The sequence below is a fragment of the Kitasatospora sp. NPDC056731 genome (genome assembly GCF_040687675.1).
Classification (GTDB): domain Bacteria; phylum Actinomycetota; class Actinomycetes; order Streptomycetales; family Streptomycetaceae; genus Kitasatospora.
The window spans coordinates 102,085-126,107 of sequence record NZ_JBFBNR010000023.1 but is presented as its reverse complement, the minus strand read 5'-3'; the positions used below and the strand labels follow the sequence as shown (position 1 = coordinate 126,107).

Annotated in this window: 20 protein-coding genes; 14 read left to right on the top strand and 6 right to left on the bottom strand. The window is 73.9% G+C overall.

Features of this window, described 5'->3' with window-relative positions; genetic code table 11:
• Positions 1 to 74: 74 nt before the first annotated feature.
• From AB0R04_RS23905 to AB0R04_RS23880, 6 genes are all read left to right on the top strand, one after another.
• Positions 75 to 938 (top strand): RodZ domain-containing protein, encoded by an 864-nt coding sequence (locus AB0R04_RS23905; RefSeq protein ID WP_363374410.1) that lies wholly within the window; start codon positions 75 to 77, stop codon positions 936 to 938.
• Between the two features lie 117 nt (positions 939 to 1,055).
• On the top strand, positions 1,056 to 2,549 hold the full coding sequence (gene rimO, locus AB0R04_RS23900; RefSeq protein ID WP_363374408.1) for a 30S ribosomal protein S12 methylthiotransferase RimO: 1,494 nt from the start codon (positions 1,056 to 1,058) through the stop codon (positions 2,547 to 2,549).
• Complete coding sequence (pgsA, locus tag AB0R04_RS23895) at positions 2,546 to 3,184, top strand: CDP-diacylglycerol--glycerol-3-phosphate 3-phosphatidyltransferase (RefSeq protein ID WP_363374405.1); 639 nt, start codon at positions 2,546 to 2,548, stop codon at positions 3,182 to 3,184. The genes rimO and pgsA overlap by 4 nt, the downstream gene beginning before the upstream one ends.
• Positions 3,185 to 3,201: 17 nt before the next feature.
• Positions 3,202 to 3,693 (top strand): CinA family protein, encoded by a 492-nt coding sequence (locus tag AB0R04_RS23890; protein WP_363374402.1) that lies wholly within the window; start codon positions 3,202 to 3,204, stop codon positions 3,691 to 3,693.
• A gap of 380 nt (positions 3,694 to 4,073) precedes the next feature.
• Positions 4,074 to 4,442: a helix-turn-helix transcriptional regulator gene (locus AB0R04_RS23885; RefSeq protein ID WP_363374401.1), complete on the top strand. Its 369-nt coding sequence runs from the start codon at positions 4,074 to 4,076 to the stop codon at positions 4,440 to 4,442.
• 55 nt (positions 4,443 to 4,497) lie between these two features.
• Positions 4,498 to 4,785 carry a hypothetical protein gene (locus tag AB0R04_RS23880; protein WP_363374398.1) on the top strand — a complete coding sequence of 96 codons (288 nt, stop codon included), beginning with the start codon at positions 4,498 to 4,500 and terminating at the stop codon, positions 4,783 to 4,785.
• A gap of 77 nt (positions 4,786 to 4,862) precedes the next feature.
• Here the strand turns inward: AB0R04_RS23880 and AB0R04_RS23875 are convergent, their stop codons facing one another.
• Entirely contained in the window at positions 4,863 to 9,596 is a 4,734-nt protein-coding gene (locus tag AB0R04_RS23875) for an ATP-dependent helicase (protein WP_363374396.1), read from the bottom strand.
• A gap of 184 nt (positions 9,597 to 9,780) precedes the next feature.
• Between AB0R04_RS23875 and AB0R04_RS23870 the strand changes: the two genes are divergently transcribed.
• The 7 genes from AB0R04_RS23870 to rny all read left to right on the top strand — a co-directional run bounded on the left by AB0R04_RS23870 (position 9,781) and on the right by rny (position 17,574).
• Positions 9,781 to 11,382, top strand: a complete 1,602-nt coding sequence (locus AB0R04_RS23870; protein WP_363374395.1) for a S8 family serine peptidase — start codon at positions 9,781 to 9,783, stop codon at positions 11,380 to 11,382.
• A gap of 53 nt (positions 11,383 to 11,435) precedes the next feature.
• A complete protein-coding gene (locus tag AB0R04_RS23865; RefSeq protein WP_363374392.1) occupies positions 11,436 to 12,026 on the top strand; it encodes a GNAT family N-acetyltransferase in 591 nt (196 codons plus the stop codon).
• A complete protein-coding gene (locus tag AB0R04_RS23860) occupies positions 12,023 to 12,217 on the top strand; it encodes a DUF3046 domain-containing protein (RefSeq protein WP_063349322.1) in 195 nt (64 codons plus the stop codon). The genes AB0R04_RS23865 and AB0R04_RS23860 overlap by 4 nt, the downstream gene beginning before the upstream one ends.
• Positions 12,218 to 12,425: 208 nt before the next feature.
• Complete coding sequence (locus tag AB0R04_RS23855; protein ID WP_079135874.1) at positions 12,426 to 13,559, top strand: AI-2E family transporter; 1,134 nt, start codon at positions 12,426 to 12,428, stop codon at positions 13,557 to 13,559.
• Between the two features lie 177 nt (positions 13,560 to 13,736).
• Positions 13,737 to 14,855, top strand: a complete 1,119-nt coding sequence (recA, locus tag AB0R04_RS23850) for a recombinase RecA (RefSeq protein ID WP_363374390.1) — start codon at positions 13,737 to 13,739, stop codon at positions 14,853 to 14,855.
• A gap of 340 nt (positions 14,856 to 15,195) precedes the next feature.
• Complete coding sequence (recX, locus tag AB0R04_RS23845) at positions 15,196 to 15,948, top strand: recombination regulator RecX (RefSeq protein ID WP_363374433.1); 753 nt, start codon at positions 15,196 to 15,198, stop codon at positions 15,946 to 15,948.
• Positions 15,949 to 16,104: 156 nt separating this feature from the next.
• Positions 16,105 to 17,574, top strand: a complete 1,470-nt coding sequence (rny, locus tag AB0R04_RS23840) for a ribonuclease Y (RefSeq protein WP_363374387.1) — start codon at positions 16,105 to 16,107, stop codon at positions 17,572 to 17,574.
• Positions 17,575 to 17,648: 74 nt separating this feature from the next.
• On the opposite strand, the gene AB0R04_RS23835 is transcribed toward rny, so the two are convergent.
• The 5 genes from AB0R04_RS23835 to AB0R04_RS23815 all read right to left on the bottom strand — a co-directional run bounded on the left by AB0R04_RS23835 (position 17,649) and on the right by AB0R04_RS23815 (position 22,870).
• Complete coding sequence (locus tag AB0R04_RS23835) at positions 17,649 to 19,397, bottom strand: FAD-dependent monooxygenase (protein WP_363374384.1); 1,749 nt, start codon at positions 19,395 to 19,397, stop codon at positions 17,649 to 17,651.
• 122 nt (positions 19,398 to 19,519) lie between these two features.
• Positions 19,520 to 20,371, bottom strand: a complete 852-nt coding sequence (locus AB0R04_RS23830) for an amino acid ABC transporter permease (protein WP_363374382.1) — start codon at positions 20,369 to 20,371, stop codon at positions 19,520 to 19,522.
• On the bottom strand, positions 20,368 to 21,018 hold the full coding sequence (locus AB0R04_RS23825) for an amino acid ABC transporter permease (RefSeq protein ID WP_363374378.1): 651 nt from the start codon (positions 21,016 to 21,018) through the stop codon (positions 20,368 to 20,370). The genes AB0R04_RS23830 and AB0R04_RS23825 overlap by 4 nt, the downstream gene beginning before the upstream one ends.
• Positions 21,019 to 21,073: 55 nt before the next feature.
• Entirely contained in the window at positions 21,074 to 21,976 is a 903-nt protein-coding gene (locus AB0R04_RS23820) for a glutamate ABC transporter substrate-binding protein (protein ID WP_363374376.1), read from the bottom strand.
• Between the two features lie 120 nt (positions 21,977 to 22,096).
• Entirely contained in the window at positions 22,097 to 22,870 is a 774-nt protein-coding gene (locus tag AB0R04_RS23815; RefSeq protein ID WP_063349329.1) for an amino acid ABC transporter ATP-binding protein, read from the bottom strand.
• Between the two features lie 395 nt (positions 22,871 to 23,265).
• Between AB0R04_RS23815 and AB0R04_RS23810 the strand changes: the two genes are divergently transcribed.
• Positions 23,266 to 24,021 (top strand): response regulator transcription factor, encoded by a 756-nt coding sequence (locus tag AB0R04_RS23810; RefSeq protein WP_350880177.1) that lies wholly within the window; start codon positions 23,266 to 23,268, stop codon positions 24,019 to 24,021.
• Positions 24,022 to 24,023: the final 2 nt, after the last annotated feature.

Sequence of the window (24,023 nt, the reverse complement as noted above, 5' to 3'; positions counted from 1 at the left end):
CGCTTGAGAAACGATCCGCCCGCGCCCCTAGACTGTTCCCCAGCAGGTGGCCATCCGCTCGAAAGGCGTGCCCCGTGACCATCGGCAAGTCCCCCGACCGCGAGAACGCCCCGTCGTCCGTCGAGCCGACCGACGACGCGGTGCAGGCGGCCGATGCCCCGAGCATCGGCCGGGTGCTGTCCACCGCCCGGATCGAGGCCGGGCTCACGGTGGACCAGGTGAGTACGGCGACCCGGGTCCGGGTGCCGATCGTCCACGCCATCGAGGAGGACGACTTCGGCCGCTGCGGCGGCGACTTCTACGCCCGCGGGCACATCCGCGCGATCGCCCGCGAGGTCGGCGTCGACGGCGAGGCCCTGATCGCCCGGTACGACGCCGCGCACGGCGGCTCGCCCGCCTCCAAGCGGCCGACCCAGCTGATCGACAGCGGCCCGATCAAGGTGCCCGGCCGCGGTCGGCCGAACTGGGCGGCGGCCATGGTCTCCGCGATCGTCGTGGTGGTCGTCCTGATCGGCTTCAACCTGGTCAGCGGCAAGGACGGCCACACCGGCACCGGCTCCGCCAGCGCGCCTTTGCCCAGCGGCTCCGGCACCGGCTCGGTCGCCTCCGTGCCCTCGCCCACCGTGCAGCCGCCGGCGCCCGTGCCGAGTGCGGCCGCGATCGCCGCCGTCCCGGCCGACAAGGTCACCGTGAAACTGGTCGCCGAGGGCAGCACCAGCTGGGTGTCCGCGGTGGACGGCAGCGGGAAGTCGCTGTTCCAGAACAACATCAGCGACGGCCAGGACCAGACCTTCACCGACCCCAAGCAGATCAAGCTGGTGCTCGGAAACGGCGGGGCCGTGCACGCGTACGTCAACGGCAAGGATCTCGGCCTCCTCGGCAAGGACGGCCAGGTGGTGCACGTCACGTACACCCCCGGCGATCCGCAGGCGGGCTGACCACAGGCCTGCGGAGGCCCTGGAGAGCGGCCCTGCGGCCTGGCGAAGATCTGGTAATCCGAGGCGCGCGGCCTCCGGGGCGAACGGCACCGGAGGCCGCGCGTTAATCTTGGCCCTATGCCTGAACGCCGTACTGTCGCCCTTGTCACGCTCGGATGCGCCCGCAACGAGGTGGACTCCGAGGAACTCGCCGGGCGACTGGAAGCCGACGGCTGGTTGCTCGTCGACGACGCCGCCGAAGCGGACGTCGCCGTCGTCAACACCTGCGGCTTCGTCGAGGCCGCCAAGAAGGACTCCGTGGACGCCCTGCTGGAGGCCAACGACCTCAAGGGGCACGGCCGCACCCAGGCCGTCGTCGCGGTCGGCTGCATGGCCGAGCGGTACGGCAAGGAGCTCGCCGACGCCCTGCCCGAGGCCGACGGCGTGCTCGGCTTCGACGACTACTCCGACATCTCCGACCGCCTCCAGACCATCCTCTCCGGCGGCCACCACGCCCCGCACCTCCCGCGCGACCGCCGCAAGCTGCTGCCGATCAGCCCGGCCGAGCGGCAGTCCGCCGCCGAGGCCGTCGCGCTGCCCGGCCACGGCGCCGCCGAGGCCCCGGCCGAGCCGATCACCGACCTGCCCGAGGGCCTCGCCCCGGCCTCCGGCCCGCGTACCCTGCGCAAGCGGCTCGACGACAACCCGGTCGCCTCGGTCAAGCTCGCCTCCGGCTGCGACCGGCGGTGCTCCTTCTGCGCCATCCCGGCGTTCCGCGGCTCCTTCATCTCCCGCCGCCCCTCCGACGTGCTGCACGAGGCCCAGTGGCTGGCCGAGCAGGGCGTGCGCGAGGTCGTCCTGGTGAGCGAGAACAACACCTCGTACGGCAAGGACCTCGGCGACATCCGGCTGCTGGAGACGCTGCTCGGCGAGATCGCCGCGATCGAGGGCGTCGAGCGGGTCCGGGTCTCCTACCTGCAGCCCGCCGAGATGCGCCCCGGCCTGATCGACGCGATGACCGGGACCACGGACGTGGTGCCCTACTTCGACCTGTCCTTCCAGCACTCGGCGCCCGCCGTGCTGCGCCGGATGCGCCGCTTCGGCTCCACCGACCAGTTCCTGGACCTGCTGAAGACCATCCGCGACCGGGCCCCGCAGGCCGGCGCCCGGTCCAACTTCATCGTCGGCTTCCCCGGCGAGACCGAGGCGGACTTCGCCGAGCTGGAGCGCTTCGTCACGCACGCCGGGCTGGACGCGATCGGCGTCTTCGGCTACTCCGACGAGGACGGCACCGAGGCCGCGACCTACGACGGCAAGCTGTCCGAGGACGTGATCGCCGACCGGCTGAACCGGCTCAGCCGGCTGGCCGAGGAGATGACCGCCCAGCGGGCCGAGCAGCGCGTCGGCACCGAGGTCGAGGTCCTGATCGAGTCCATCGAGGACGGCGTGGTCGAGGGCCGGGCCGCCCACCAGGCCCCCGAGACCGACGGCCTGACCACCCTCACCGGCGTCGAGGACCCGCAGATCGGCCAGTTCCACCGGGCCAAGGTGGTCGCCAGCGAAGGCGTCGACCTGATCGCCGAGGCGCTGGAGCCGGTCCGGGTCCGTCAGGCCCCGGGAGCCGGGGAATGACCAAGGGGCCCGGCGCCCCGGCCGCGGCCCATCCGGGCAGACCGCCGGCCGCGGTGCCGCCGGCGCCGGCTGTCTGGAACATCGCCAACATGCTCACGATGCTCCGGCTGCTGCTGGTGCCGGTCTTCGTGTCGCTGCTGTTCGCCGACGGCGGGCACGACCCCAAGTGGCGCTCGGTCGCCTGGGCGTCGTTCGCCATCGCGATGATCACCGACCTGTTCGACGGCGAGCTGGCCCGGCGCAAGGGCCTGGTCACCGACTTCGGGAAGATCGCCGACCCGATCGCCGACAAGGCGATCATGGGCTCGGCGCTGATCGGCCTCTCGCTGCTCGGCGACCTGCCCTGGTGGGTCACCGCGGTGATCCTGGCCCGCGAACTCGGCATCACCCTGATGCGCTTCTGGGTGATCCGCTACGGCGTCATCCCGGCCAGCCGCGGCGGCAAGATCAAGACGCTGACCCAGGGCATCGCGGTCGGCATGTACGTCCTGGAGCTGACCGGCTGGCTGGCCACCGCCCGGGCCGTGCTGATGGCCCTGGCGGTACTGCTGACCATCGGCACCGCGCTGGACTACGTCGGACAGGCGCTGCGCATGCGCCGCGAGGGACTGGCCGCGGAGCGCGCGGGCCGGTGAGCGACGGGGGAGACCGGGTGACGGACCACGAGCTGGCGGTACGGGCGCACGAGGCGCTGCGGGCCAGGGGCGGCACGCTGGCCGTCGCCGAGTCGCTGACCGGAGGGCTGCTCGCGGCCGCCCTGGTCGACGTCCCCGGGGCGTCCGCGACCTTCCGGGGCTCGGTCACCGCGTACGCCACCGAGCTGAAGGCCTCGGTGCTCGGCGTGGACGAGGGGCTCCTGGCGGTGTACGGGCCGGTCCACCCGGTGGTGGCGGGGCAGATGGCCGAGGGCGTGCGCCGGCTGCTGGGGGCCACGTACGGGATCGCGACGACCGGGGTGGCCGGGCCGGACCCGCAGGACGGGCAGCCGGTGGGCACCGTACACCTGGCGGTCGCCGGTCCGGAGGGAACTCTGGTCAGTTCGCCCCGGCTGTCGGGCGGGCGTGCCAGAATCCGTCACGGGGCGGTGACCGCCGCTCTGGAGCTGTTCGTCGGGCGGCTCCGGGCCGGTACGCCCACGACCTGAACCCCGCGGGGCCCGCACCCGGACGTCCCGCAGCCCGTTGGAGGCGCCGCGGAGGCGTGGTGGAGCTCCGATCGCGGCGATCTCCACCGGACCGAGATCCGCCGATCCGGTCCGCGGGCATGGCACAGCTGGAGGATCGTGTTACATCCAAGGGCCTGGTTGGGCAGAAACCAGGTGGCGAACGAGTTGCGTGACGGTGGCCGGGCGGTCCGCGAGGGGTACCACGAGGGGCCCGCGGACCCGGAAACGACACCGGAACGAGGAGGGGGACAGCCTTGCAGCCCAGAGTGAACACGACCAGGGTCCCCGCACGCGAAGCGGGCAAGGCGGTACGGTGGGGTCGTGACATCTCGATCCGCAGTCCGAGGAGGGAGGCACCGATGATCCTGCTTCGTCGCCTACTGGGCGATGTACTGCGTCGGCAGCGCCAGCGCCAGGGCCGCACACTCCGCGAGGTGTCGGCGGCAGCCAGGGTTTCGCTCGGTTACCTCTCCGAGGTCGAGCGGGGACAGAAGGAGGCCTCCTCGGAGCTGCTCTCCGCCATCTGCGACGCGCTCGACGTCCGGATGTCCGAGGTCATGCGCGAGGTCAGCGACGAACTGTCGCTCGCCGAACTTGCGGCGATGGCCAGCCTCTCCGAAGGTGATCTGCTGAGGCCGGTACTCGAACCGGTTCCGCTGCCCGCTCCCGGCACCGACCGGGCGAACATGTCGCCCAAGGCCGCCGCGATGGACGTGGTCGCCGCCTGAACCCGGCCTCGACTCCCGGGCTCCTGGTGCCCGGGGCGAGCGAAGGAGGGCGGTCGTGCGGAGATCCGCGACGGCGTGCACGGAGGCTCGAATACGGCTGCGGCGACTGATACCGTGGCCGGCCCGCCGGGTCCTGGTGATCCTGACGGCAGGGCTGCTCTGGTGGCTGCCGGCGGTCCGGGGACAGTTGGCCGACGGCGCCGTGCTGGGACTGCTCGCGGCCGGCGGCTGGGGACTCGGCCTGATCCCGGTCCACGCCGACCGGAACGCCACCGGGCCGCAGCGGCGCCCGTCAAAGGAGGCCGTGGCCCGGGTGGCGGCGCAACCGCCGACGGTCGGCTGAGCCACTCGAACGGGTGATACGAGCGAACGAAGGCCGCGGGGCACCGGATGCCCCGCGGCCTTCGGCGTCGGCGGACCTCAGGAGGACCGCAGGCGCAGGCCGCGCGGGGTGGCGTGGAAACCGGCCTCCTCCAACGCGGCGCCCAGCGCCGAGCCGAGGGCCGGCTCGCCGTTCGCCCGCTCGACCGTGACGCTGCCGAGCGCACCCTCGCGGACCGCGGCCGCCAGCGCGCCCACCGCCAGCGCCCGGGTGGCGCCGTCCTCCGGCCAGGCCAGCAGCGACTTGCCGCCCCGCTCGACGTACAGCGCCAACTCGCCGTCCACCAGCACCACCAGGGCGCCCGCCTTGCGGCCCGGGCGGTGCGCCCGGGCCTCCTTGGCTCCGGGGGCCGTCGGCGGCTCCGGCCAGGGCAGTGCGGAGCCGTAGGCGTTCGCCGGATCGGCGGCGGCCAGCACCAGCACCTGCGGCGGCTCGGTGGCCGGGGCGGCCGGCCACTCGGCGGCCCGGGCCCGCTCCAGCCGGCCGTTGACCGAGCGCAGCCGGTCGGCCGCGCCCTCCATGGCGAACTGGGCGCCGCCCAGCCCCTCGACGAAGTAGCCCCGGCGGGCCCGGCCGCGCTCCTCCATCGCGGCGAGCACCCGGTACACCCCGGCGAAGCCGCCCGGCACCCGCTCGGCCGCCACCGCGCCCCGGGTGACCAGGCCGTGCCGGTCCAGCAGGCTCTGCGCCTGGGTGGTGGCCCGGACCGTCGGGTCGGTGGTGAAGGCGGGCAGCAGCGACCAGCGCCCGGCCACCGTCGGCGGGCCGCCGCGCAGCGCGCCGCCGACCCGGCCGAAGGCGCGGCCGGCGCCGCCGTAGCGGCCGCGCGGGGTCGCCCGGGGCGCGCGGTGGGCGGTGGCACCGGCCGTCCGGCCGGAGCCGAGCAGGGCGCGCAGCGGGGCGAGGGTGTCGTTGGTGACGTACCCGGCCCAGACGAGGTCCCAGAGCGCCTCGACGACCTCCGGCTCCGGGGTCTCCTCCGGCAGCTGCTGGACCAACTGGCGGAAGAACAGGCCGTAGCCGCCGGCCAGCGCCGCCAGCAGCGCGCTGTGCACGGGGGTGAGCGCGGGCGGGACGGGCTCGGGGCGCAGCAGGTGGGCGTGCTCGGCCAGGTGCAGGCTGAGCCAGCCGTCCTTGCCGGGCAGCGCGCCGGCCCCGCACCAGCCGATCTCGCCGGCCGCCGTCAACTCGTCCAGCAGGCCGGGGGAGTAGCCGGTGAGCCGGGCCGGGAGGATCAGCTTCTCCAGGGCGGAGGCGGGCAGGGCGGTGCCCTGGAGCTGTTCGACCACCCGGAGCAGGCCGTCCGCGCCGCTCAGCCGGTGGCCGGCCAGGTGCTGCCACTGCGGGAGGAACGCGGCCAGGGCGCGCGGCGGGACGGGTTCGACCTCCTGGCGCAGGGCGGCCAGCGAGCGGCGGCGCAGCCGGCGCAGGACCTCGGCGTCGCACCACTCGGTGGTGGTGTGGTCGGAAGGGGTGGTGTGGAGCGCCTCCGGCGAAGGGGGCCGGCGGGCGACGGGTGGGCGGAACTGGCCCTGGACCAGGCGGCCGGCGGCGGTGAGCCGGTGCAGGGTGCCGGTGACGACGGCGGTGCCGAGGCCGAAGCGGGCGGCCGCCTCGGCGGCGGCGAACGGGCCGTGGGTGCGGGCGTAGCGGGCGAGCAGGTCGCCCAGCGGATCCTTGACCGGCTCGGTGAAGGCCTCGGGGACGCCGACCGGCAGCGGGGTGCCGAGCGCGTCGCGCAGCCGCCCGGCGTCCTCGACGGCGGACCAGCGCCGCTCGCCGGCGATCCGGACCTGGATCACCCGGCGGGCGGCCTCCAACTCCAGGGCCCAGAGCGGCTCGGCGCCGCGGGCCGCCAGCTCGACCTCGGTGAGCGGGCCGAGCAGGCGCAGCGCGTCGGCGACACCCTCGGCGTCCTTGATCCGGCGCTCGGGGGTGAGGCGCTGGAGCTCGGCCTCCAACTCGGCGAGCACCTGCGGGTCGAGCAGTTCGCTCAGCTCGGCCTGGCCGAGGAGTTCGGACAGCAGCCGGGAGTCGAGCGAGAGGGCGGCGGCGCGGCGCTCGGCGAGTGGGGAGTCCCCCTCGTAGAGGAACTGGGCGACGTAGCCGAACAGGAGGGAGCGGGCGAAGGGCGAGGGCTCGGGGGTGGTGACCTCGACCAGGCGGACGGCGCGGGATTCGAGGTCGCCCATCAGCTCGACCAGGCCCGGCACGTCGAAGACGTCCTGGAGGCACTCGCGGACGGCCTCCAGGACGATCGGGAACGATCCGTACTCGGAGGCGACTTCGAGCAGTTGGGCGGCGCGTTGGCGCTGCTGCCAGAGCGGGGTGCGGCGGCCGGGGCTGCGGCGCGGGAGCAGCAGGGCCCGGCCGGCGCACTCGCGGAAGCGGGAGGCGAACAGGGCGGAGCCGCCGACCTGGTCGGTGACCAGCTGCTCGATCTCGGCGGCGTCGAACAGGGCGGCGTCGGCGCCGACCGGGGCCTCGTCCGAACCGGACCGCTCCGGGGGGCTGTTGAAGTCGAAGTCGGTGGCGAGGAGGTCGGCGTCCGGCAGGCGCAGCACGATGCCGTCGTCGGCGTGCATGACCTGGGGGTCGAGGCCGTGCTTCTCGCGCAGCCGGGCGCCGAGTGCGAGCGCCCAGGGGGCGTGCACCTGGGCGCCGAAGGGGGAGTGGATGACGATCCGCCAGTCGCCGAGCTCGTCCCGGAAGCGCTCGACGACGATGGTGCGGTCGTCCGGGAGGTGGCCGGTGGCGGCGCGCTGCTGGGCGAGGTAGTCGAGCAGGTTGGCGGCGGCCCAGTCGTCCAGGCCGGCCCGGTGCAGCCGGGCGGTGGCGGCCGCGGGCTCCAGGGCGCCCAGCTCGCGGGTGAACGCGCCGAGGGCGCGGCCGAGTTCGATCGGGCGGCCGAGGGTGTCGCCCTTCCAGAACGGGAGCCGGCCGGGCACGCCGGGGGCGGGGGTGACCAGCACCTTGTCGTGGGTGATCTCCTGGATCCGCCAGGAGGTGGTGCCGAGGGTGAACACGTCGCCGACGCGGGACTCGTAGACCATCTCCTCGTCGAGCTCTCCGACCCGGCCGCCGCCCTTTTTGGGGTCGATGCCGGCGATGAAGACGCCGAACAGGCCGCGGTCGGGGATGGTGCCGCCGGAGGTGACGGCGAGCCGCTGGGCGCCGGGGCGGCCGGTCACGGTGCCGGCCACCCGGTCCCAGACCACCCGGGGGCGCAACTCGGCGAAGGCGTCCGAGGGGTAGCGGCCGGCCAGCATGTCGAGCACGGCCTCGAAGGCGGACTGCGGGAGGGTGGCGAAGGGCGCGGCGCGGCGGACCACGGTGAGCAGGTCGTCCACCGGCCAGGCGTCCAGCGCCGTCATCGCGACCAGTTGCTGGGCGAGCACGTCCAGCGGGTTGCGCGGGACGCGCAGCGCTTCGATCCGGCCGGCCCGCATCCGCTCGGTGACCACGGCGGACTGCACCAGGTCCCCGCGGTACTTGGGGAAGAAGACGCCGGTGGAGACGGCGCCGACCTGGTGGCCGGCCCGGCCGACCCGTTGCAGGCCGGAGGCGACCGAGGGCGGCGACTCGACCTGGACGACCAGCTCGACGGCGCCCATGTCGATGCCCAGTTCCAGGCTGGAGGTGGCGACCACGGCGGGCAGCCGGCCGGCCTTCAACTCCTCCTCGACCAGCGCCCGCTGCTCCTTGGAGACCGAGCCGTGGTGGGCGCGCGCGATGACCGGCGGGGCGCCCTTGGCGACGCCGGACTCGGCCATCAGCTGGGCGGGGGAGTGCGCCTCGGGCAGCGGCTCACCGGTGGCCCGTTCGAGGGCGATCTCGTTCAGCCGGTTGCACAGGCGCTCGGCGAGGCGGCGGGAGTTGGCGAAGACGATGGTCGAGCGGTGCGCCTGGACCAGGTCGACGATCCGCTCCTCGACGTGCGGCCAGATCGACGCCTGCCGCTGCGGGTCGGCGTCGGAGGAGGCGCCGGTGGCCGGGGCCGCGGGCAGGTCGTCCAGGTCGGGGACGGGGACGACCACCGACAGGTCGAACTCCTTGGCGGCGGCGGGCTGGACGACGACGGCGCCGCGCTGCGGGCTGAGGTAGCGGGCCACCTCCTCGACCGGGCGGACGGTCGCGGACAGGCCGATCCGGCGGGCCGGGCGCTCCAGCAGTTCGTCCAGCCGCTCCAGGCTGAGCGCGAGGTGGGCGCCGCGCTTGGTGCCGGCGACGGCGTGAACCTCGTCGAGGATCACCGTGTCGACGCCGCGCAGCGCCTCCCGGGAGGCGGAGGTGAGCAGCAGGAACAGCGACTCGGGGGTGGTGATCAGGATGTCCGGCGGGTGGGTGGCGAAGCGGCGGCGGTCGGCGGCGGGGGTGTCGCCGGAGCGGGTGGCGACCTGGACCTCGGGCTCGGGCAGGCCGAGCCGGATGGCGGCCTGGCGCAGGCCGGTCAGCGGGGCGCGCAGGTTGCGCTCGACGTCCACCGCGAGGGCCTTGAGCGGTGACACGTACAGGACCCGGCAGCGGCGCTTGGGGTCCGCCGGGGGCGGGGTGCTGCTCAGTCGGTCCAGGGCGGAGAGGAAGGCGGCGAGCGTCTTGCCGGAGCCGGTGGGGGCGACCACCAGGACGTCGGTGTCCTGCCGGATGGCGCGCCAGGCCTCGGCCTGGGCGGTGGTGGGGGCGGAGAAGGCGCCGCTGAACCAGGCCCGGGTGGTCGGGGCGAATCCGGCCAGGGGGTCGTCGTTCGGCGGGGTCGGGTGCGGGGGCGCCATGCCCCCATGGTGCCGGGTGGCACCGACAACCGGGGCGGGGGAGCGGAGGTCGCACGGGTGTGGTGAGCACGGGTGTAGTTAAAGGAGCAAAAAGGCAAATCCGCTCATATGGTGATGAATCAGGCCAGTGATCCACCCCCGACCCACCCCCCGACCCACCGGACCGACGAGCGGAGACCGTGCGATGGCGCAGGTGAACCCGTCCGGCAGTCCCGCCCGGGCCGCCCGCCGCCGCGTCCGCGGGCCCGCCCGGGCGCTGCTCGCGATGCTGCTCACCGCACTCGTGGTCGGCGGCGCCGTCCCGTACGTCTCCGGATCCGGCCGGCCCTACCTCAGCTACCTGGTGCTCGCCGAGCAGGAGGACGCCGCCGGGGCCGCCCTGGCCGGGGCCGAGAGCCGGGCGGCGGGCGGGCAGGTGGTCCAGGAGTACCCGCAGATCGGGGCCGTCCTGGCGTACGCCACCGGCGGCTTCGCGGGCACGCTGCGGGCCCGGCCCGGGATCGCCGCCGTCGGCACCACCCGGACCGAACCGGTGGTCGCCCCGCCCCGCCTGCTGGACGGCGCCGGGGACTTCGCCGCCGGTACCGACCGTGCCGACCGCGCCGGCCGCAGCAGCACCGATCACGCCCGTCGCGACAGCGGTCACGCCCGTCACAGCAGCACCGACAGCGCCCGGCGCGACAGCACCGACCGGCAGGCCGGCGGCACCGTCACGGTGCCCGACCCGAGCGAGGGCGACCCGTGGAACCTCGCCATGCTCGGCGGCGCCGGCGCCCGGGCCGGCGACACCTCCACCGGGATCCGCGGTCCCGCCGGCGCGCCGACCGCCGACGCACTGCACAAGGTGCTGGTCGCGGTGCTCGACTCCGGCGTCGACGACACCCACCCCGACCTGCGCGCCGCCGTCGACCCGAAGGCCTCCGTCTCCTGCGCCGACGGCCGGCCCGACGCCCGCTCCGGCTCCTGGCGGCCCGACCCCGGGGTCAGCGAGAGCGGCCACGGCACCCACGTCGCCGGGATCGTCGGCGCCACCCGGGACGGCCACGGCATCACCGGGGTCGCGCCGGGCGTGCGGATCGCCGCCGTCCGGCTGCTCGGACCGCTCGGCCAGTACTACGCCGAGAACATCGTCTGCGGCATGCTCTGGGCCGCCGACCACGGCGCCAAGGCGATCAACAACAGCTACTTCGCCGACCCGTGGAAGTACAACTGCCCGGAGGACCAGGACCAGGCCGCGCTGATCGCCGCCGTCGGCCGGGCCTCCGGCTACGCCCAGCGCAAGGGTGCCGTCGTGGTCGCCTCGGCGGGCAACGACGGGCAGGACCTCGGCGCCACCCGGACGGACGAGCGCAGCCCCAACGACCGGGTCTCCGGCCCGGCCCGCTCCCGCTACCTGGGCACCGAGTGCATCCGGCTGCCCGGCGAACTGCCCGGCGTCGTCACCGTCACCGCCGTCAACCGGGACGGCCGCCCGTCCGGCTATTCGAACTACGGCCGCGGCCGGGTCTCGCTGGCCGCCCCCGGCGGCGACCCGGACAGCGGGCCGCAGGGCGCGATCGTCTCCGACTGGCCGGGCGGGCAGTACGCGGCACTGGCCGGCACCTCGATGGCGGCGGCGCACGTCACCGGCGCGGTCGCGGTGGCCGCCGCGCTGCACCCGGACTACGGCTCCGGCCCGCTCGCCGCCCTGCTCGCCGGCACCGCGGCGGCCGCCTGCCCGCCCGGGCCGTACGCCTGCGGGGCCCGGCAGTACTTCGGTGCCGGGCTGCTCGCGCTGCCGCGCTGAGGCGGGCGGAAAACCGGGTGACGCCGCCCGGGCGGGTCGGTGAGGATCGGGGCGTGACCGTCTTCCTCACCACCGAGCGGCTGGTGCTGCGCCGCTTCACCGCAGCGGACGTCGACCACCTGGTCGAACTGGACGGCGACCCGGAGGTGATGCGCCACCTCACCGGCGGGCGGCCGACCGCGCGGGAGCAGGTCGAGGGCGAACTGCTGCCGCTGTACCTCGCGCACTACCGGCGGTACGGCGACCTCGGCTGGTGGGCGGCCGAGGAGCGGGCCGGCGGGGCCTTCCTGGGCTGGTTCGAGTTCCGGCCGACGCGGGACGGCGACCGCTCCGAGGTCGAGCTGGGGTACCGCCTGCGCCGGGCCGCCTGGGGGCTCGGGTACGCGACCGAGGGGGCGCGGGCACTGGTCCGCCGCGGCTTCACCGAACTGGGCGTGCGGCGGGTGGTGGCGTACACGATGACGGTCAACGCGGGCTCGCGGCGGGTCATGGAGAAGACCGGGCTGTCGTTCGTCCGCACCTTCCACGAGGACTACCCGGAGGCGATCCCCGGCAGCGAGCACGGCGAGGTCGAGTACGCGCTGACGGCCGGGCAGTGGCGGGCCCCGGACGGCGCCGCGCGGTCCGGGATACTGGAGCCATGAGGCTGACGGAGTTCTGGCGACGGATGCACGCGCACTTCGGGGAGACGTACGCGGAGTCCTTCGCCTCCGACCATGTGATGAGCGAACTCGGCGGGCGGACGGTGCGGCAGGCGCTGGAGTCGGGCTGGGAGGCCAAGGACGTCTGGCGGGTGGTCTGCGAGACCCAGGGCGTCTCCGGCGTGCTGCGCTGACCACCGCCCGCCCGCGGGACCGACCCCGCCCCTGGCGGGGTGCCCGGTGCTCGGGCGGCTCCGGGGGATGGGTGAGACTGTCGGAGTGACAAGCAGCGCAGAAGCACAGAATTCGGACAGGACGGCGCGGGTCGCCGACGAGGCTCCGGGCCCGCCGCCCGAACCGCGGCTGCCGGAGGGCGCGGCCGGCGGCCTCTGGGGCGGCGGGATGCCGCGCTGGCTGCCCCGGGCGATGGTGCTGGCCCTGGTGCTGGTCGGGCTGTTCCAGCTCGCCGACTGGGCCTTCCACCAGCTGATCGACCTCTTCGTGATGCTGCTGGTGGCCTTCTTCCTCTCGCTGGCGCTGGAGCCGGCCGTCGACCGGATGGCGGCGCGCGGGGTGCGTCGCGGGATCGGCACCTTCCTGGTGTTCGTCGCGGTGGGGATCGCGGTGATCGGGTTCCTCGCGGCGCTCGGCACGCTGCTGGTCGATCAGGTCGCGAAGATCGCCGGGGACCTGCCGCACCTGGTCGACAACCTGATCAACTGGGTGAACCGGACGTTCCATCAGGACCTGTCGCTGGGCGAACTGCAGAAGAAGCTGCTCAAGGACTCCGGCGCGATCGAGAGCTACGCCCAGCAGGCCGCCGACAACGTCTGGGGCCTCTCCTCCACCGTGATCGGCGGGCTCTTCCAGGCCTTCACGGTCGGGCTGTTCACCTTCTACTTCACCGCCGAGGGCCCGCGGGTCCGCCGGACGGTCTGCTCGATGCTGCCGCCCGCCAAGCAGGGCGAGGTGCTGCGGGCCTGGGAGATCGCCCTCGCCAAGACCGGCGGCTACCTGTACTCCCGGGCGCTGCTCGCGGTGGTCTCCGCGGCCGGGCACTGGGTGATGTTCGCGCTGCTCGACCTGCCGTACGCGGCCGCGCTGGCGGTCTGGGTCGGCGTCATGTCGCAGTTCGTGCCGACCATCGGGACGTACCTGGCCGGCGCGCTGCCGGTGCTGGTGGCGCTCACCGTGCAACCGGTGGACGCGCTCTGGGTGCTGATCTTCGTGGTGGTCTACCAGCAGGTCGAGAACTACCTGCTGCACCCGAGGATCACCGCGCGGACGGTGGACGTGCATCCGGCGGTCGCGTTCGGCGCGGTGATCGCGGGCGCGGCGCTGCTCGGCGCGGTGGGCGCGCTGATCGCCATCCCGGCGGCGGCCACCTTGCAGGGCTTCGTCGGGACGTACGTGCGGCGGTACGAGGTGGCCACCGACCCGCGGATCGACCGGGGCGAGCAGCGGCGGGCCCGGCGGGAGCTGCGCCGGGAGGCGGCACGGCGGCTGCGGCGGATGGTCGGCGGCGACGGGAGGTGACCCGGCCGGCGGCGGCGGCACCGTTCGGACGTGCGAAGCTTGAATCGAACATTTGTTCTCTGTACGCTCCGGCGAGGAGTTTTCCACAGGCGGAGCCGGGTCGGGCTCGTTTGTCAGTGGGACGCGCTAGCGTCGAGGACGATGAAGCGCACAGCACAGAACCCGAGGGTGGAAGCCATGGCAGGTACGGACCGCGAGAAGGCCCTTGAGAACGCACTCGCTCAGATCGAGCGGCAGTTCGGCAAGGGCTCGGTGATGCGCCTGGGCGAGAAGGCCAACGAGCCGATCGACGTGATCCCCACCGGGTCCACCGCCCTGGACGTCGCCCTCGGTGTCGGCGGTATCCCGCGCGGCCGGGTGGTCGAGATCTACGGCCCCGAGTCCTCCGGCAAGACCACCCTGACCCTGCACCTGGCGGCCAACGCCCAGCGGGCCGGCGGCACGGTCGCCTTCGTCGACGCGGAGCACGCGCTCGATCCCGAGTACGCCAAGAAGCTCGGCGTGGACACTGACTCCCTGCTGGTCAGCCAGCCGGACACCGGTGAGCAGGCGCTGGAGATCACCGACATGCTGATCCGCTCCGGCGCGGTCGACCTGATCATCATCGACTCGGTCGCGGCGCTCGTCCCGCGCGCGGAGATCGAGGGCGAGATGGGCGACTCGCACGTCGGTCTGCAGGCCCGGCTGATGAGCCAGGCGCTGCGCAAGATCGCCGGTGCGCTGAACCAGTCGGGCACCACGGCGGTGTTCATCAACCAGCTGCGCGAGAAGATCGGCGTCATGTTCGGCTCGCCGGAGACCACGACCGGTGGCCGGGCGCTGAAGTTCTACGCCTCGGTCCGGCTGGACATCCGCCGGATCGAGACCCTGAAGGACGGCACCGAGGCGGTCGGCAACCGCACCCGCGTCAAGGTGGTCAAGAACAAGGTCGCCGCGCCGTTCAAGCAGGCCGAGTTCGACATCCTCTACGGCATCGGCATCAGCCGCGAGGGTGGCCTGATCGACATGGGCGTCGAGCACGGCTTCATCCGCAAGTCCGGCGCCTGGTACACCTACGAGGGCGACCAGCTCGGCCAGGGCAAGGAGAACGCCCGCAACTTCCTGCGGGACAACCCGCAGCTCGCCGACGAGATCGAGCGGAAGATCAAGGGCAAGCTCGGCATCGGCCCGAAGACCGAGGAGCCGGCCGAGGGCGAGGCGGCGGCGGCCGCCGCCGACGGCGCCGCGAAGCCGATCACCGCGACCGCCGCCAAGACGGCCGCGGCGAAGAAGACGGCGGCGGCCGCCAAGGCCTGAACCGTTGACGCAGCACGACGCAGTGGGTGAGGGCGGCCCGGCGGGTCCGGACGGCGACGACTACGGGCCGCCGGACTGGTTCGCCGCCGTGGCGGGGGAGCCGGAGCCGCCGTTCGAGGCGACGCCCCGGGCGCGGTCGCAGTCCCGGAAGGGGCGGCGGCGGGAGCGGTCCTCCGCCGCACAGTGGGCATCCGGTTCGGAGCCGGAGTTCGACCGGGAGCCAGCTCAGGCGGTGCGCGGCGCGGCGCCCGGGCCGGCACCGGCGGAGCCGTCGGTCGGCGAGCTCGGGCTGGTCTCCGCCTCAGAACTGCCCACCGGCCACCGCAGGCGGCGCTCGGCACTGGCGGCCGAGGAGTTCGACGAGGCCGGCTCCGCGGCGGCGGGCGAGGGCCGGAGCGAGGCCGGGGCGGTCGGTCACGGGGGTGTGACCGCCCCGGCCCCGAGCACCGGTCCCGGCGCGCGTCGTGGGCGGCGCGCTGCGGCCGGGCGCTCCGCCGGGCACGCCTCGGACGAGGCGGGCGCTCCGGGTGACGAGCACGACCCCTCGGCCCGTACCGGCCGAACCGCGCGGAAGCGGGCCGGGGCCGAGGAGACGGCCGATCCCGAGACCCGCGCCCGCGACATCTGCCTGCGGCTGCTCACCGGCGCCGCCAAGAGCCGCAAACAGCTCGCCGACGCCCTGCGCAAGCGGGAGATCCCGGACGACGTCGCCGACGAGGTGCTCACCCGGCTCGAAGAGGTCGGGCTGATCGACGACGCGGCCTTCGCCGCGGCCTGGGTGGAGTCCAGGCACGCCGTCCGGGGCCTGTCCCGGCGGGCGCTGGCCCAGGAACTGCGCACCAAGGGCGTGGCCGCGGACCTGGTCGAACAGGCCGTCGCCCAGCTCGACCACGACGACGAGACCGAGGCCGCCCGGGCGCTGGTCGACCGCAAGCTGCGGTCCACCCGGGGGCTGGACCCGCAGGTCCGGATGCGGCGGCTGGTCGGCGTGCTGGCCCGGCGCGGCTACTCCGAGGGGCTGGCGTTCCGGGTGGTGCGGAGCGCGCTGGACGAGGAGGAGCCGGGCGAACCGTCAGGAACCGGGAGGGACTAGTGGCCGTCTGGTAGCCATTGCGTACGCTTCTTGGTCCAGTCCAGGTCGAGTCTTGACCGTTTCGTGACCCGCACCTAGCCTCGCACTCAGTGCGGGGGCGCTTCCGGACGGCGGTCCACGCCGGGCGGCGGACAGCGGTGACGGGGAGTGGGCGGCATGAGGATCTCTGCGGGCACCGGACCGGACGCCTCCCTGCTGCCACTCGCCGGGTCTGCCGGCACCGTCCTGCTGCTCCTCGCCGTCCTGGTCGGGCTGCTGGCCAAGCGGCTCCGGGCCGCCCAGCGGCGCGCCGGCGTCGAGGCCGAGCGCGTCCGCGGCTGGGCCGAGCAGCAGACCTCCCGGCAGCGGGCCGAACTCGCCCGGCGCGAGGAGCAGTTGGCCGAGGAGCTGCGCCGGGTCCGGACCAGGGAGGACGAACTCGCCGCGCGCTCCGCCGAGCTGGAGCGCACCCGGGGCGAGGCCGAGGCGCTGGTGACCCGCCGGGTGGCGGTGCTGGAGCGGGCCGGCGGACTCTCCGCCGAGCAGGCCCGCGCCGAACTCCTGCGCGAGGCCGAGACCACGGCCCGGCGGGAGGCCGCGGTCACGGTCCGGGAGATCGAGCGCGAGGCCAGGGAGGAGGGCGAGCGCCGGGCCCGGGGCATCGTCGCCGGGGCGATCCAGCGGCTGGCATCGGTGCAGACCGCCGAGACGGCGGTCACCGTCTTCCGGCTGCCGAGCGAGGACATGAAGGGCCGGATCATCGGCCGCGAAGGCCGCAACATCCGTGCCTTCGAGGCGGTCACCGGCGTCAACCTGATCATCGACGACACCCCCGCGACGGTGCAGCTCTCCTGCTTCGACCCGGTCCGCCGGGAGACCGCCCGGCTCACCCTGGAGCAACTGGTCGAGGACGGCCGGATCCACCCGACCCGGATCGAGCACGTCCACGAGCGCAGCCGCGAGGAGGTCGAGCAGTGCTGCGTCCGGGCCGGTGAGGACGCCCTGCTGGACGCCCGGGTCGGCGGGATGCACCCCGAGCTCGTCCGCACCCTGGGCAGTCTGCGCTACCGGGTCTCGTACGGGCAGAACGTGCTCGGGCACCTGCTGGAGTCCGCGCACCTGGCCGGGATGATGGCCGCCGAGCTCGGGGTGGCCCCGGAGCCGGTGCGGCGGTCGGCGCTGCTGCACGACATCGGCAAGGCGCTCACCCACGAGGTCGAGGGCAGCCATGCGGCGGTCGGCGCGGACTTCGCCCGCCGGCACGGGGAGTCCCCGGAGGTGGTGCACGCGATTGCCGCGCACCACGGCGAGGTGGAGCCGCGCACCGTGGAGGCCGTGCTCACGCAGGCCGCGGACGCCTGTTCGGGTGGGCGGCCCGGGGCGCGCAAGGAGTCGCTGGAGGTGTACGTGCGGCGGCTGGCGCGGCTGGAGGAGATCGCCCGCGCGCACGAGGGCGTGGCCGAGGTGTACGCGATGCAGGCGGGGCGCGAGGTGCGGGTGATGGTGCGGCCGGAGGAGGTGGACGACCTCGGGGCGCAGCTGATCGCCCGGGAGGTCGCCCGGCAGGTCTCCGAGGAGCTGACCTATCCGGGCCAGATCCGGGTGACGGTGGTCCGGGAGAGCCGGGCCATCGCGGTGGCGAGTTAGGCCAAGAGTTAGGCCCTGTCCGGCGCACGCCCGGGGCGCGCGCAGGGGTGCACGCCCGGGGATCGCGCCAGGCCCTACGCGCTGGGGGAGTCCACCTGCTGGGGCGCCTGGCGGGTGGTGGGCTCCGGCGCTGGGCTCTGGTCGGGCTCGGGTTCGGGTGCGCCGGCGAGCGGGGCCGGCCCGCCCCGGGCGCGGTCGGCGAGCGCCAGCAGGTCCTCGGCGGCGGCGCCCTGGGTGGCGCCGACCAGGTGTCCGTCCGGCCGGATCAGCAGCACGGTGTGCGGTCCGGCCTCCGGGTACTCCTCGGTGACCAGCACTTCGGCGGGCACCGGCAGCGCGGCGGCGACCTCGGCGAGCCGGGGCATCAGGCCGGCGCCCAGCCAGTGCTCGGCGGACCACACGGCGGTGCCGGGGGCGACCAGCAGCAGCAGGAAGGTGACGCCGAGCCGGGCGTGCAGGTGGTCCGGGGTGCCGTCGGCGGCGAGCACCGGCAGGTCCGGGACGAGCACGCCGGGGGCGGTGGCCGGCAGCAGTTCGCTGAGCGAGGTGGTGCCGCGGGCGCCGCGCTGGACCGGTACCCGGCCGGGGACGCCCGAGGGCGCGGCCGGGTAGGCGGGCGCGCCGCCGAAGCGGCCGGTGCCGAGCTGTCCGTCGGCGAGCAGCGGTGCGTGCTTGCGGAAGCCGCCGACCAGCAGCGAGCGCCGGGTCTGCTGCCAGCCGCGCAGCGGGCGCAGCAGCGGCATGGACTGGTCGACGGCGCGCAGCCGGGCGCCGACCGCGCCGCGCCGTTCGGCCTCGTAGCCGTCCAGCAGGGAGCCGCCGGGTTGCGGGCCGCCGGAGTGGAGGTGCCAGGCGAGGGAGAGCCGCCAGGCGAGGTTGTCGGCGTCGCGCAGCCCGTCGGCCAGGTTCTGCATGCCGAGCGCGCCGTGCAGGTGGGCGGCGTCGCCGGCGAGGAAGCAGCGGCCGCTGCGGAACCGGGCGGCGAGGCGCTGCTGGGCGGTGTGGTCGGCGGCGGCGAGCAGGTCGAAGCGGGGGAGTTCGCCGCACCAGCCGGTGAGGGTGGCGGTGACCCGGGTGAGCAGGGTGTCGCCGGTGACGACGCCGGGCCAGGTGGCGTGCGGGTCGACGGTTTCGGTGGGGGCGGGCCGGCCGGGGGGCAGCCGCCAGTCGAGCCGCCAGACGCCGTCCGGCAGCGGGCGGGCGGAGGCCTCGCGGTCGCCGCGCCACGGGGGCTCGCGGTGCAGCCGGGCCTCGTGGAAGGGCAGGTCGACCCGGACAGTGGCGATGGCGTTGCGGTCGACGGCGGGGCGGCCGGGGAAGCGGATCTTCAGGAGCTTGCGGACGGCGGATCTGGCGCCGTCGCAGCCGACCAGGTGGCTGCCGCGCCACCAGGTGCTGGAGCCGTCCTGGGTGCCGTGGGTGCGGACGCTGACGCCGTCGCGGTCCTGTTCGAGTTCGACGACCCGGCTCAGCGGGACCAGCCGGACCAGCGGGGTGCCCGTGAGGGCGTCGCGCAGGCCGCGCTGGAGGCGGTGCTGGGGCAGGTGGAAGGCGGGGGAGTCGGTGAGGTCGATCCGCAGCACCTCCTGGCGGCGGCGCCAGACGGTGAAGGAGTCCCAGAGGGCGGAGTCCGAGACGGCCCGCGGGTAGCCGATCCGGGTGAGGAAGGCGGCGGTGTCGGCCCCGAGGACGACGCTGCGCGGGCCCTCGGGGCAGAGCCCGGAGCCCTCGTCCAGGACGATGGTCGGCACCTCGTGCCGGGCGAGGGCGAGGGCCAGGGCCAGACCGACCGGTCCGGCCCCGACCACGATCACCGGGTCCATGCGGTGACCTCCGGGCACGAACCGGCCGATGGGCCGGCGTCAGTTACCGCTGCCGCATATGCCGCGTGGATGCTCCCGGGAGGTGTCACGAAGAGCAATGCAACAGTTCACCTGCGTGTGCGTCAAGCAGCAGCTGAAGTGCGCCGGTTCGCGCCGCGACGGCCGCGCGCTTCGATCCACCGGGCGAGGGCGGTCAGCAGCAGGCACATGGCGATGTAGATCGGACCGATCACCAGCACCACCGGGATGTAGGGGAAGCCCGCGGCGTTGATCGGCTGGCTGGCGATCGCCTTGCCGACGAACAGCAGCTCGTTGAAGGTGATGACGAAGCCGAGCGAGGTGTCCTTCAGGGTGACGACCAGCTGGCCGATCATCGAGGGCAGCATCGAGCGGATCGCCTGCGGCACCAGGATGCCGGCCATCACCTGGGTCTTGCGCATGCCGAGCGCGTAGGCCGCCTCGGCCTGGCCGCGCGGGACGGCGTTGACGCCGCTGCGGATGATCTCGGCCTGCACCGAGCCGTTGTAGAGGGTGAGGCCGATGACAAGCGCCCACATCGGCTCCTTCGCGAAGAACGCGTAGTAGAGCGCGACGATCAGGATCAGCAGCGGCATCGCCCGGAAGAACTGGACGAAGCCGACGGCCGCCCAGCGGACCGGCTTGTGGTCGGAGAGCTGTCCGGCGGCGAGCAGGCCGCCCAGGGTGAGCGAGAACAGTGCGGCCAGGCCGAAGGCCTCCAGGGTGGAGAGCAGGCCGTCCGCGATGCGTTGCTGGACGGTGTTGTACTGGAACGCGTCCCACAGATGAGGGTCGAACTGGCCGTTGTCGGAGAGCGCGGTGAAGACGTACTGGAGCAGGGCGGCGACGCCGATCAGCGCCAGCACCCCGAGCAGCTGGTACCGGGTGCGGGCCCGCGGGCCGGGGGCGTCGTAGAGGACGCTGGCCGTGGGGGTGCGGGTGAAGAGGTTGCTCATCGGGCCACCGCCAGTCGGGTTTCCAGGACGCGGAACAGCGTGGCGACCGTGGCACTGATCACCAGGTAGGCGCAGGCCACCCAGAAGAAGATCCCGAAGATCGCGTAGCCGCGTTCGGAGAGGGTCTGCTGCACGCTGTACAGCTCGCTGACGCTGAAGGCGCCGGCGATCGCCGAGTTCCTCGGCAGCGCGATGAACACACTGCTCAGCGGGGCCAGGACGGTCCGGGTGGCCTGCGGCAGGATGATCAGGGTGAGGGTCTGACCGAAGTTCATGCCGAGGCTGCGGGCCGCCTCGGCCTGCCCGAGCGGCACGGTGTTGATGCCCGAGCGGATCACCTCGCAGACGAACGAGGCGGTGTAGCCGCCGAGCGCCAGCACCGCGAAGGTGAGGTGGCTGAAGTGCACCCCGAGCGGCGGCAGGCCGAAGGTGACGGCGAAGAACAGCAGGGTCAGCGGCGTGTTGCGGAACAGCGTGACCCAGGTGGTGCCGAAGGCACGCAGGACCGGCACCGGGGAGACCCGGAAGGCCGCCAGCAGGGTGCCCAGCAGCAGGGCGAGCAGGGCGCTGAGCGCGCTCAGCTCGATCGTCTGCAGGAAGCCGTCGCGGAACAACGCGAAGTTGTCCTGCTCGAACAGGAACCCCATCCGGCGGCCCTCCTCTCATCAGATGGTCAGGACGGATGGTCGGGCGTGGACCGGATCAGTAGCGTTCGAGGGCCGGCACGGCCGGCGCGGCGGAGCCGGACGCGCCCAGGGTCGCGTCGTAGGCCTTCTTCCAGTCGCCGTTGTCCTCGTGGGCCTTGAGCGCGTCGCTGATGGCGTTGCGCAGGACCGCGTCGTCCTTGTTGAGACCGACGCCGTAGTTCTCCTTGGTGAACGGCTTGCCGACCACCTTGAGCTTGGGGGCGTACTTGGAGGCGTAGCCCTTGAGGATCGCGTCGTCGGTGGTGACCGCGTCGACCTCGCCGGACAGCAGCTTCTCGACGCAGGCCGAGTAGGTGTCGAACTGCGTGATCTTCGGGTTGTACTGCTGGATGTTCTTGATCGAGGTGGAGCCGGTGGCGGTGCAGATGTTCTTGCCGCCGACGCTCTCCGGGCCGGTGATCGAGGTGTTGTCGGCCTTCACCAGGAAGTCCTGGCCCGCGATGTAGTACGGGCCGGCGAAGGAGACCGTCTTCTTGCGCTCGTCGTTGATGCTGTAGGTGCCGACGTAGAAGTCGATCTGGCCCTTGGCGATGGCCGGCTCGCGCTGCGAGGAGACCAGCGTCTGCCACTTGATCTGCTGCGGGCTGAAGCCGAAGTCGGCGGCGACCATCTTGGCGATCTCGATGTCGAAGCCGCTGCGGTCGCCGCTGGCGACGTCCTCGAAGCCCAGTCCCGGCTGGTCGGCCTTGGCGCCGATGATCAGCTGGCCGCGCTTCTTCGCCTCGGCGAGGATCGACGAGTCGATCTTGACGTCGGTCTTGACCGTGTAGGTGGGCAGCGCCGGGGCGTTGCCGCTGCTCGCGGCGGTGGCGCCGGGGGAGCCGTCCTTGCCGCAGGCGGCGGTGGCGGTGAGCGCGACGGCACAGAGCGCGACGGCGAGGGTGCGACGAGTCCTCATGAGGGTTGTTCTCCTGGGAGCTGGGCCACGGCTAACCGGGCTCTGGCGTCTGGAAGGTGCGTGCACGGGCAGGGCCGCCCGGCGTCCTTGCCGGCGGCGGCCCCGCGTGGTCTCGAAGCGTCAGTGGTGGAGGATCTTCGAGAGGAAGTCCTTGGCACGGTCGGAACGCGGCGCGGTGAAGAAGGCGTCCGGGGTGTTCTGCTCGACGATCCGACCGTCGGCCATGAACAGCACGCGGTTGGCGGCGGAGCGGGCGAAACCCATCTCGTGGGTGACCACGACCATCGTCATGCCGTCGGCGGCCAGCTGGCGCATGACCTCCAGCACCTCGTTGACCATCTCCGGGTCGAGGGCCGAGGTGGGCTCGTCGAAGAGCATCACCTTGGGCTTCATCGCCAGCGCCCGGGCGATCGCCACGCGCTGCTGCTGGCCGCCGGAGAGCTGGGCGGGGAACTTGTCCGCCTGCGCGCCGACGCCGACCCGCTCCAGCAGCCCGCGGGCGGTCTTCTCGGCCTGCGCCCGGGCGATCCCGCGCACCTTGACCTGGCCGATGACGACGTTCTCCAGCACCGTCTTGTGCGCGAACAGGTTGAAGCTCTGGAACACCATGCCGACCTCGGCGCGCAGCCGGGCCAGCTCCTTGCCCTCGTCGGGCAACGGGCGGCCGTCGATGGTGATCGTGCCGGAGTCGATGGTCTCCAGCCGGTTGATCGTCCGGCAGAGCGTCGACTTGCCGGAGCCGGACGGCCCGATCAGGACCACGACCTCGCCCTGGACGATCTTCAGGTCGATGTCCTGGAGGACGTGCAGCGCTCCGTAGTGCTTGTTCACGCTGCTCAGCACGACCAGGGGGGCGGCTGCAGGGGTGGAGTCCTCGACCGGATTCTCGGCCATCGCGCCTGCTCCCTCGTGTCGGCCCGTGAAAGTCTGAACTCCCTTGGGCGGCAATGGTGGTACGAAATCCGGGAGCCGCGACCGGCGGAGCCGCAGCCCCCGGTGGGCCGACCATAGGAGTGATGACGACGTGCCGTCAGCCGATCTGAGCGGAACTTGAGGATCACGAAACGGCCACACGCTGCTCGCGGGCTGTTCGCCGGGGCGCCAACGGGGCATGTGACAGCGGGCGCCCGCGCCGGCGCGCCCCGCCCCGTGGCAGCCGGCGAGCCCCGCCCCGTGGCAGCCGTCGGGCGACCGAGCCTGGCGCCGGGCCGCCCACTGGCTCATACTGCGCAGGACCGGGGCCCGACCAGGCGATCCCGGCGATCAGGTGGGGGAAGGAGGAGAACAGGATGCGATTGCTGCTCGTCGAGGACGACGAACGCGTGGCCGCCGCGCTGGTCGCGGTACTGGGCCGGCACGGCTTCCAGGTCCGGCACGCCCGCAGCGGGCACGAGGCGCTAGACGCCCTGGTGCCGGACGGAAACGACCCGTACCGGGTGGTGCTGCTCGACCTCGGGCTGCCCGACCGCGACGGCTTCGAGGTGTGCAGCCGGATCAGGGCCGGCAGCGGCGTCCCGGTGATCATGGTCACCGCCCGCGCCGACATCCGCTCCCGGATCCACGGCCTCAACCTGGGCGCCGACGACTACGTCACCAAGCCCTACGACATGGGCGAGCTGCTCGCCCGCATCCACGCGGTGGCCCGCCGCGGCGCCGCCCCCGCCTCGGTGGCGGTGCCCGCGCCCGACGCCGTCCCGCAGCAGCGCGGCCCGCTGGAGTCCCGCGGCATCCGGATCGACCGGGAGCGCCGCCGGGTCAGCGTGGACGGCCGGGACGTGCCGCTCACCCGCAAGGAGTTCGACCTGCTCGCCCTGCTCGCCCAGAGCCCCGGCGTGGTCTACCGGCGCGAGCAGATCTTCAGCGAGGTCTGGCGCAGCGGCTGGGAGGGCAACGGGCGCACCCTGGAGGTGCACATCGGCTCGCTGCGCAACAAGCTCGCGCTGCCCGGCCTGGTCGAGGCCGTCCGCGGCGTCGGCTACCGCCTGATCCCGGAGTCCCCGGCGCCCGCCGCGGACCCGGCCCCGCCCGCCCCCGCGGAGCGCTGACC

Excerpts from the sequence above, each read along its gene's own strand:
- rny (WP_363374387.1), top strand. The coding sequence starts at position 16,105 with ATGAGGATCTCTGCGGGCACCGGACCGGACGCCTCCCTGCTGCCACTC.
- AB0R04_RS23870 (WP_363374395.1), top strand. The coding sequence starts at position 9,781 with ATGGCGCAGGTGAACCCGTCCGGCAGTCCCGCCCGGGCCGCCCGCCGC.
- AB0R04_RS23885 (WP_363374401.1), top strand. The coding sequence starts at position 4,074 with ATGATCCTGCTTCGTCGCCTACTGGGCGATGTACTGCGTCGGCAGCGC.
- rimO (WP_363374408.1), top strand. The coding sequence starts at position 1,056 with ATGCCTGAACGCCGTACTGTCGCCCTTGTCACGCTCGGATGCGCCCGC.
- AB0R04_RS23835 (WP_363374384.1), bottom strand. The coding sequence starts at position 19,397 with ATGGACCCGGTGATCGTGGTCGGGGCCGGACCGGTCGGTCTGGCCCTG.
- AB0R04_RS23855 (WP_079135874.1), top strand. The coding sequence starts at position 12,426 with ATGCCGCGCTGGCTGCCCCGGGCGATGGTGCTGGCCCTGGTGCTGGTC.
- AB0R04_RS23830 (WP_363374382.1), bottom strand. The coding sequence starts at position 20,371 with ATGAGCAACCTCTTCACCCGCACCCCCACGGCCAGCGTCCTCTACGAC.
- AB0R04_RS23875 (WP_363374396.1), bottom strand. The coding sequence starts at position 9,596 with ATGGCGCCCCCGCACCCGACCCCGCCGAACGACGACCCCCTGGCCGGA.
- pgsA (WP_363374405.1), top strand. The coding sequence starts at position 2,546 with ATGACCAAGGGGCCCGGCGCCCCGGCCGCGGCCCATCCGGGCAGACCG.
- AB0R04_RS23820 (WP_363374376.1), bottom strand. The coding sequence starts at position 21,976 with ATGAGGACTCGTCGCACCCTCGCCGTCGCGCTCTGTGCCGTCGCGCTC.
- AB0R04_RS23860 (WP_063349322.1), top strand. The coding sequence starts at position 12,023 with ATGAGGCTGACGGAGTTCTGGCGACGGATGCACGCGCACTTCGGGGAG.
- AB0R04_RS23810 (WP_350880177.1), top strand. The coding sequence starts at position 23,266 with ATGCGATTGCTGCTCGTCGAGGACGACGAACGCGTGGCCGCCGCGCTG.
- AB0R04_RS23825 (WP_363374378.1), bottom strand. The coding sequence starts at position 21,018 with ATGGGGTTCCTGTTCGAGCAGGACAACTTCGCGTTGTTCCGCGACGGC.
- recA (WP_363374390.1), top strand. The coding sequence starts at position 13,737 with ATGGCAGGTACGGACCGCGAGAAGGCCCTTGAGAACGCACTCGCTCAG.
- AB0R04_RS23815 (WP_063349329.1), bottom strand. The coding sequence starts at position 22,870 with ATGGCCGAGAATCCGGTCGAGGACTCCACCCCTGCAGCCGCCCCCCTG.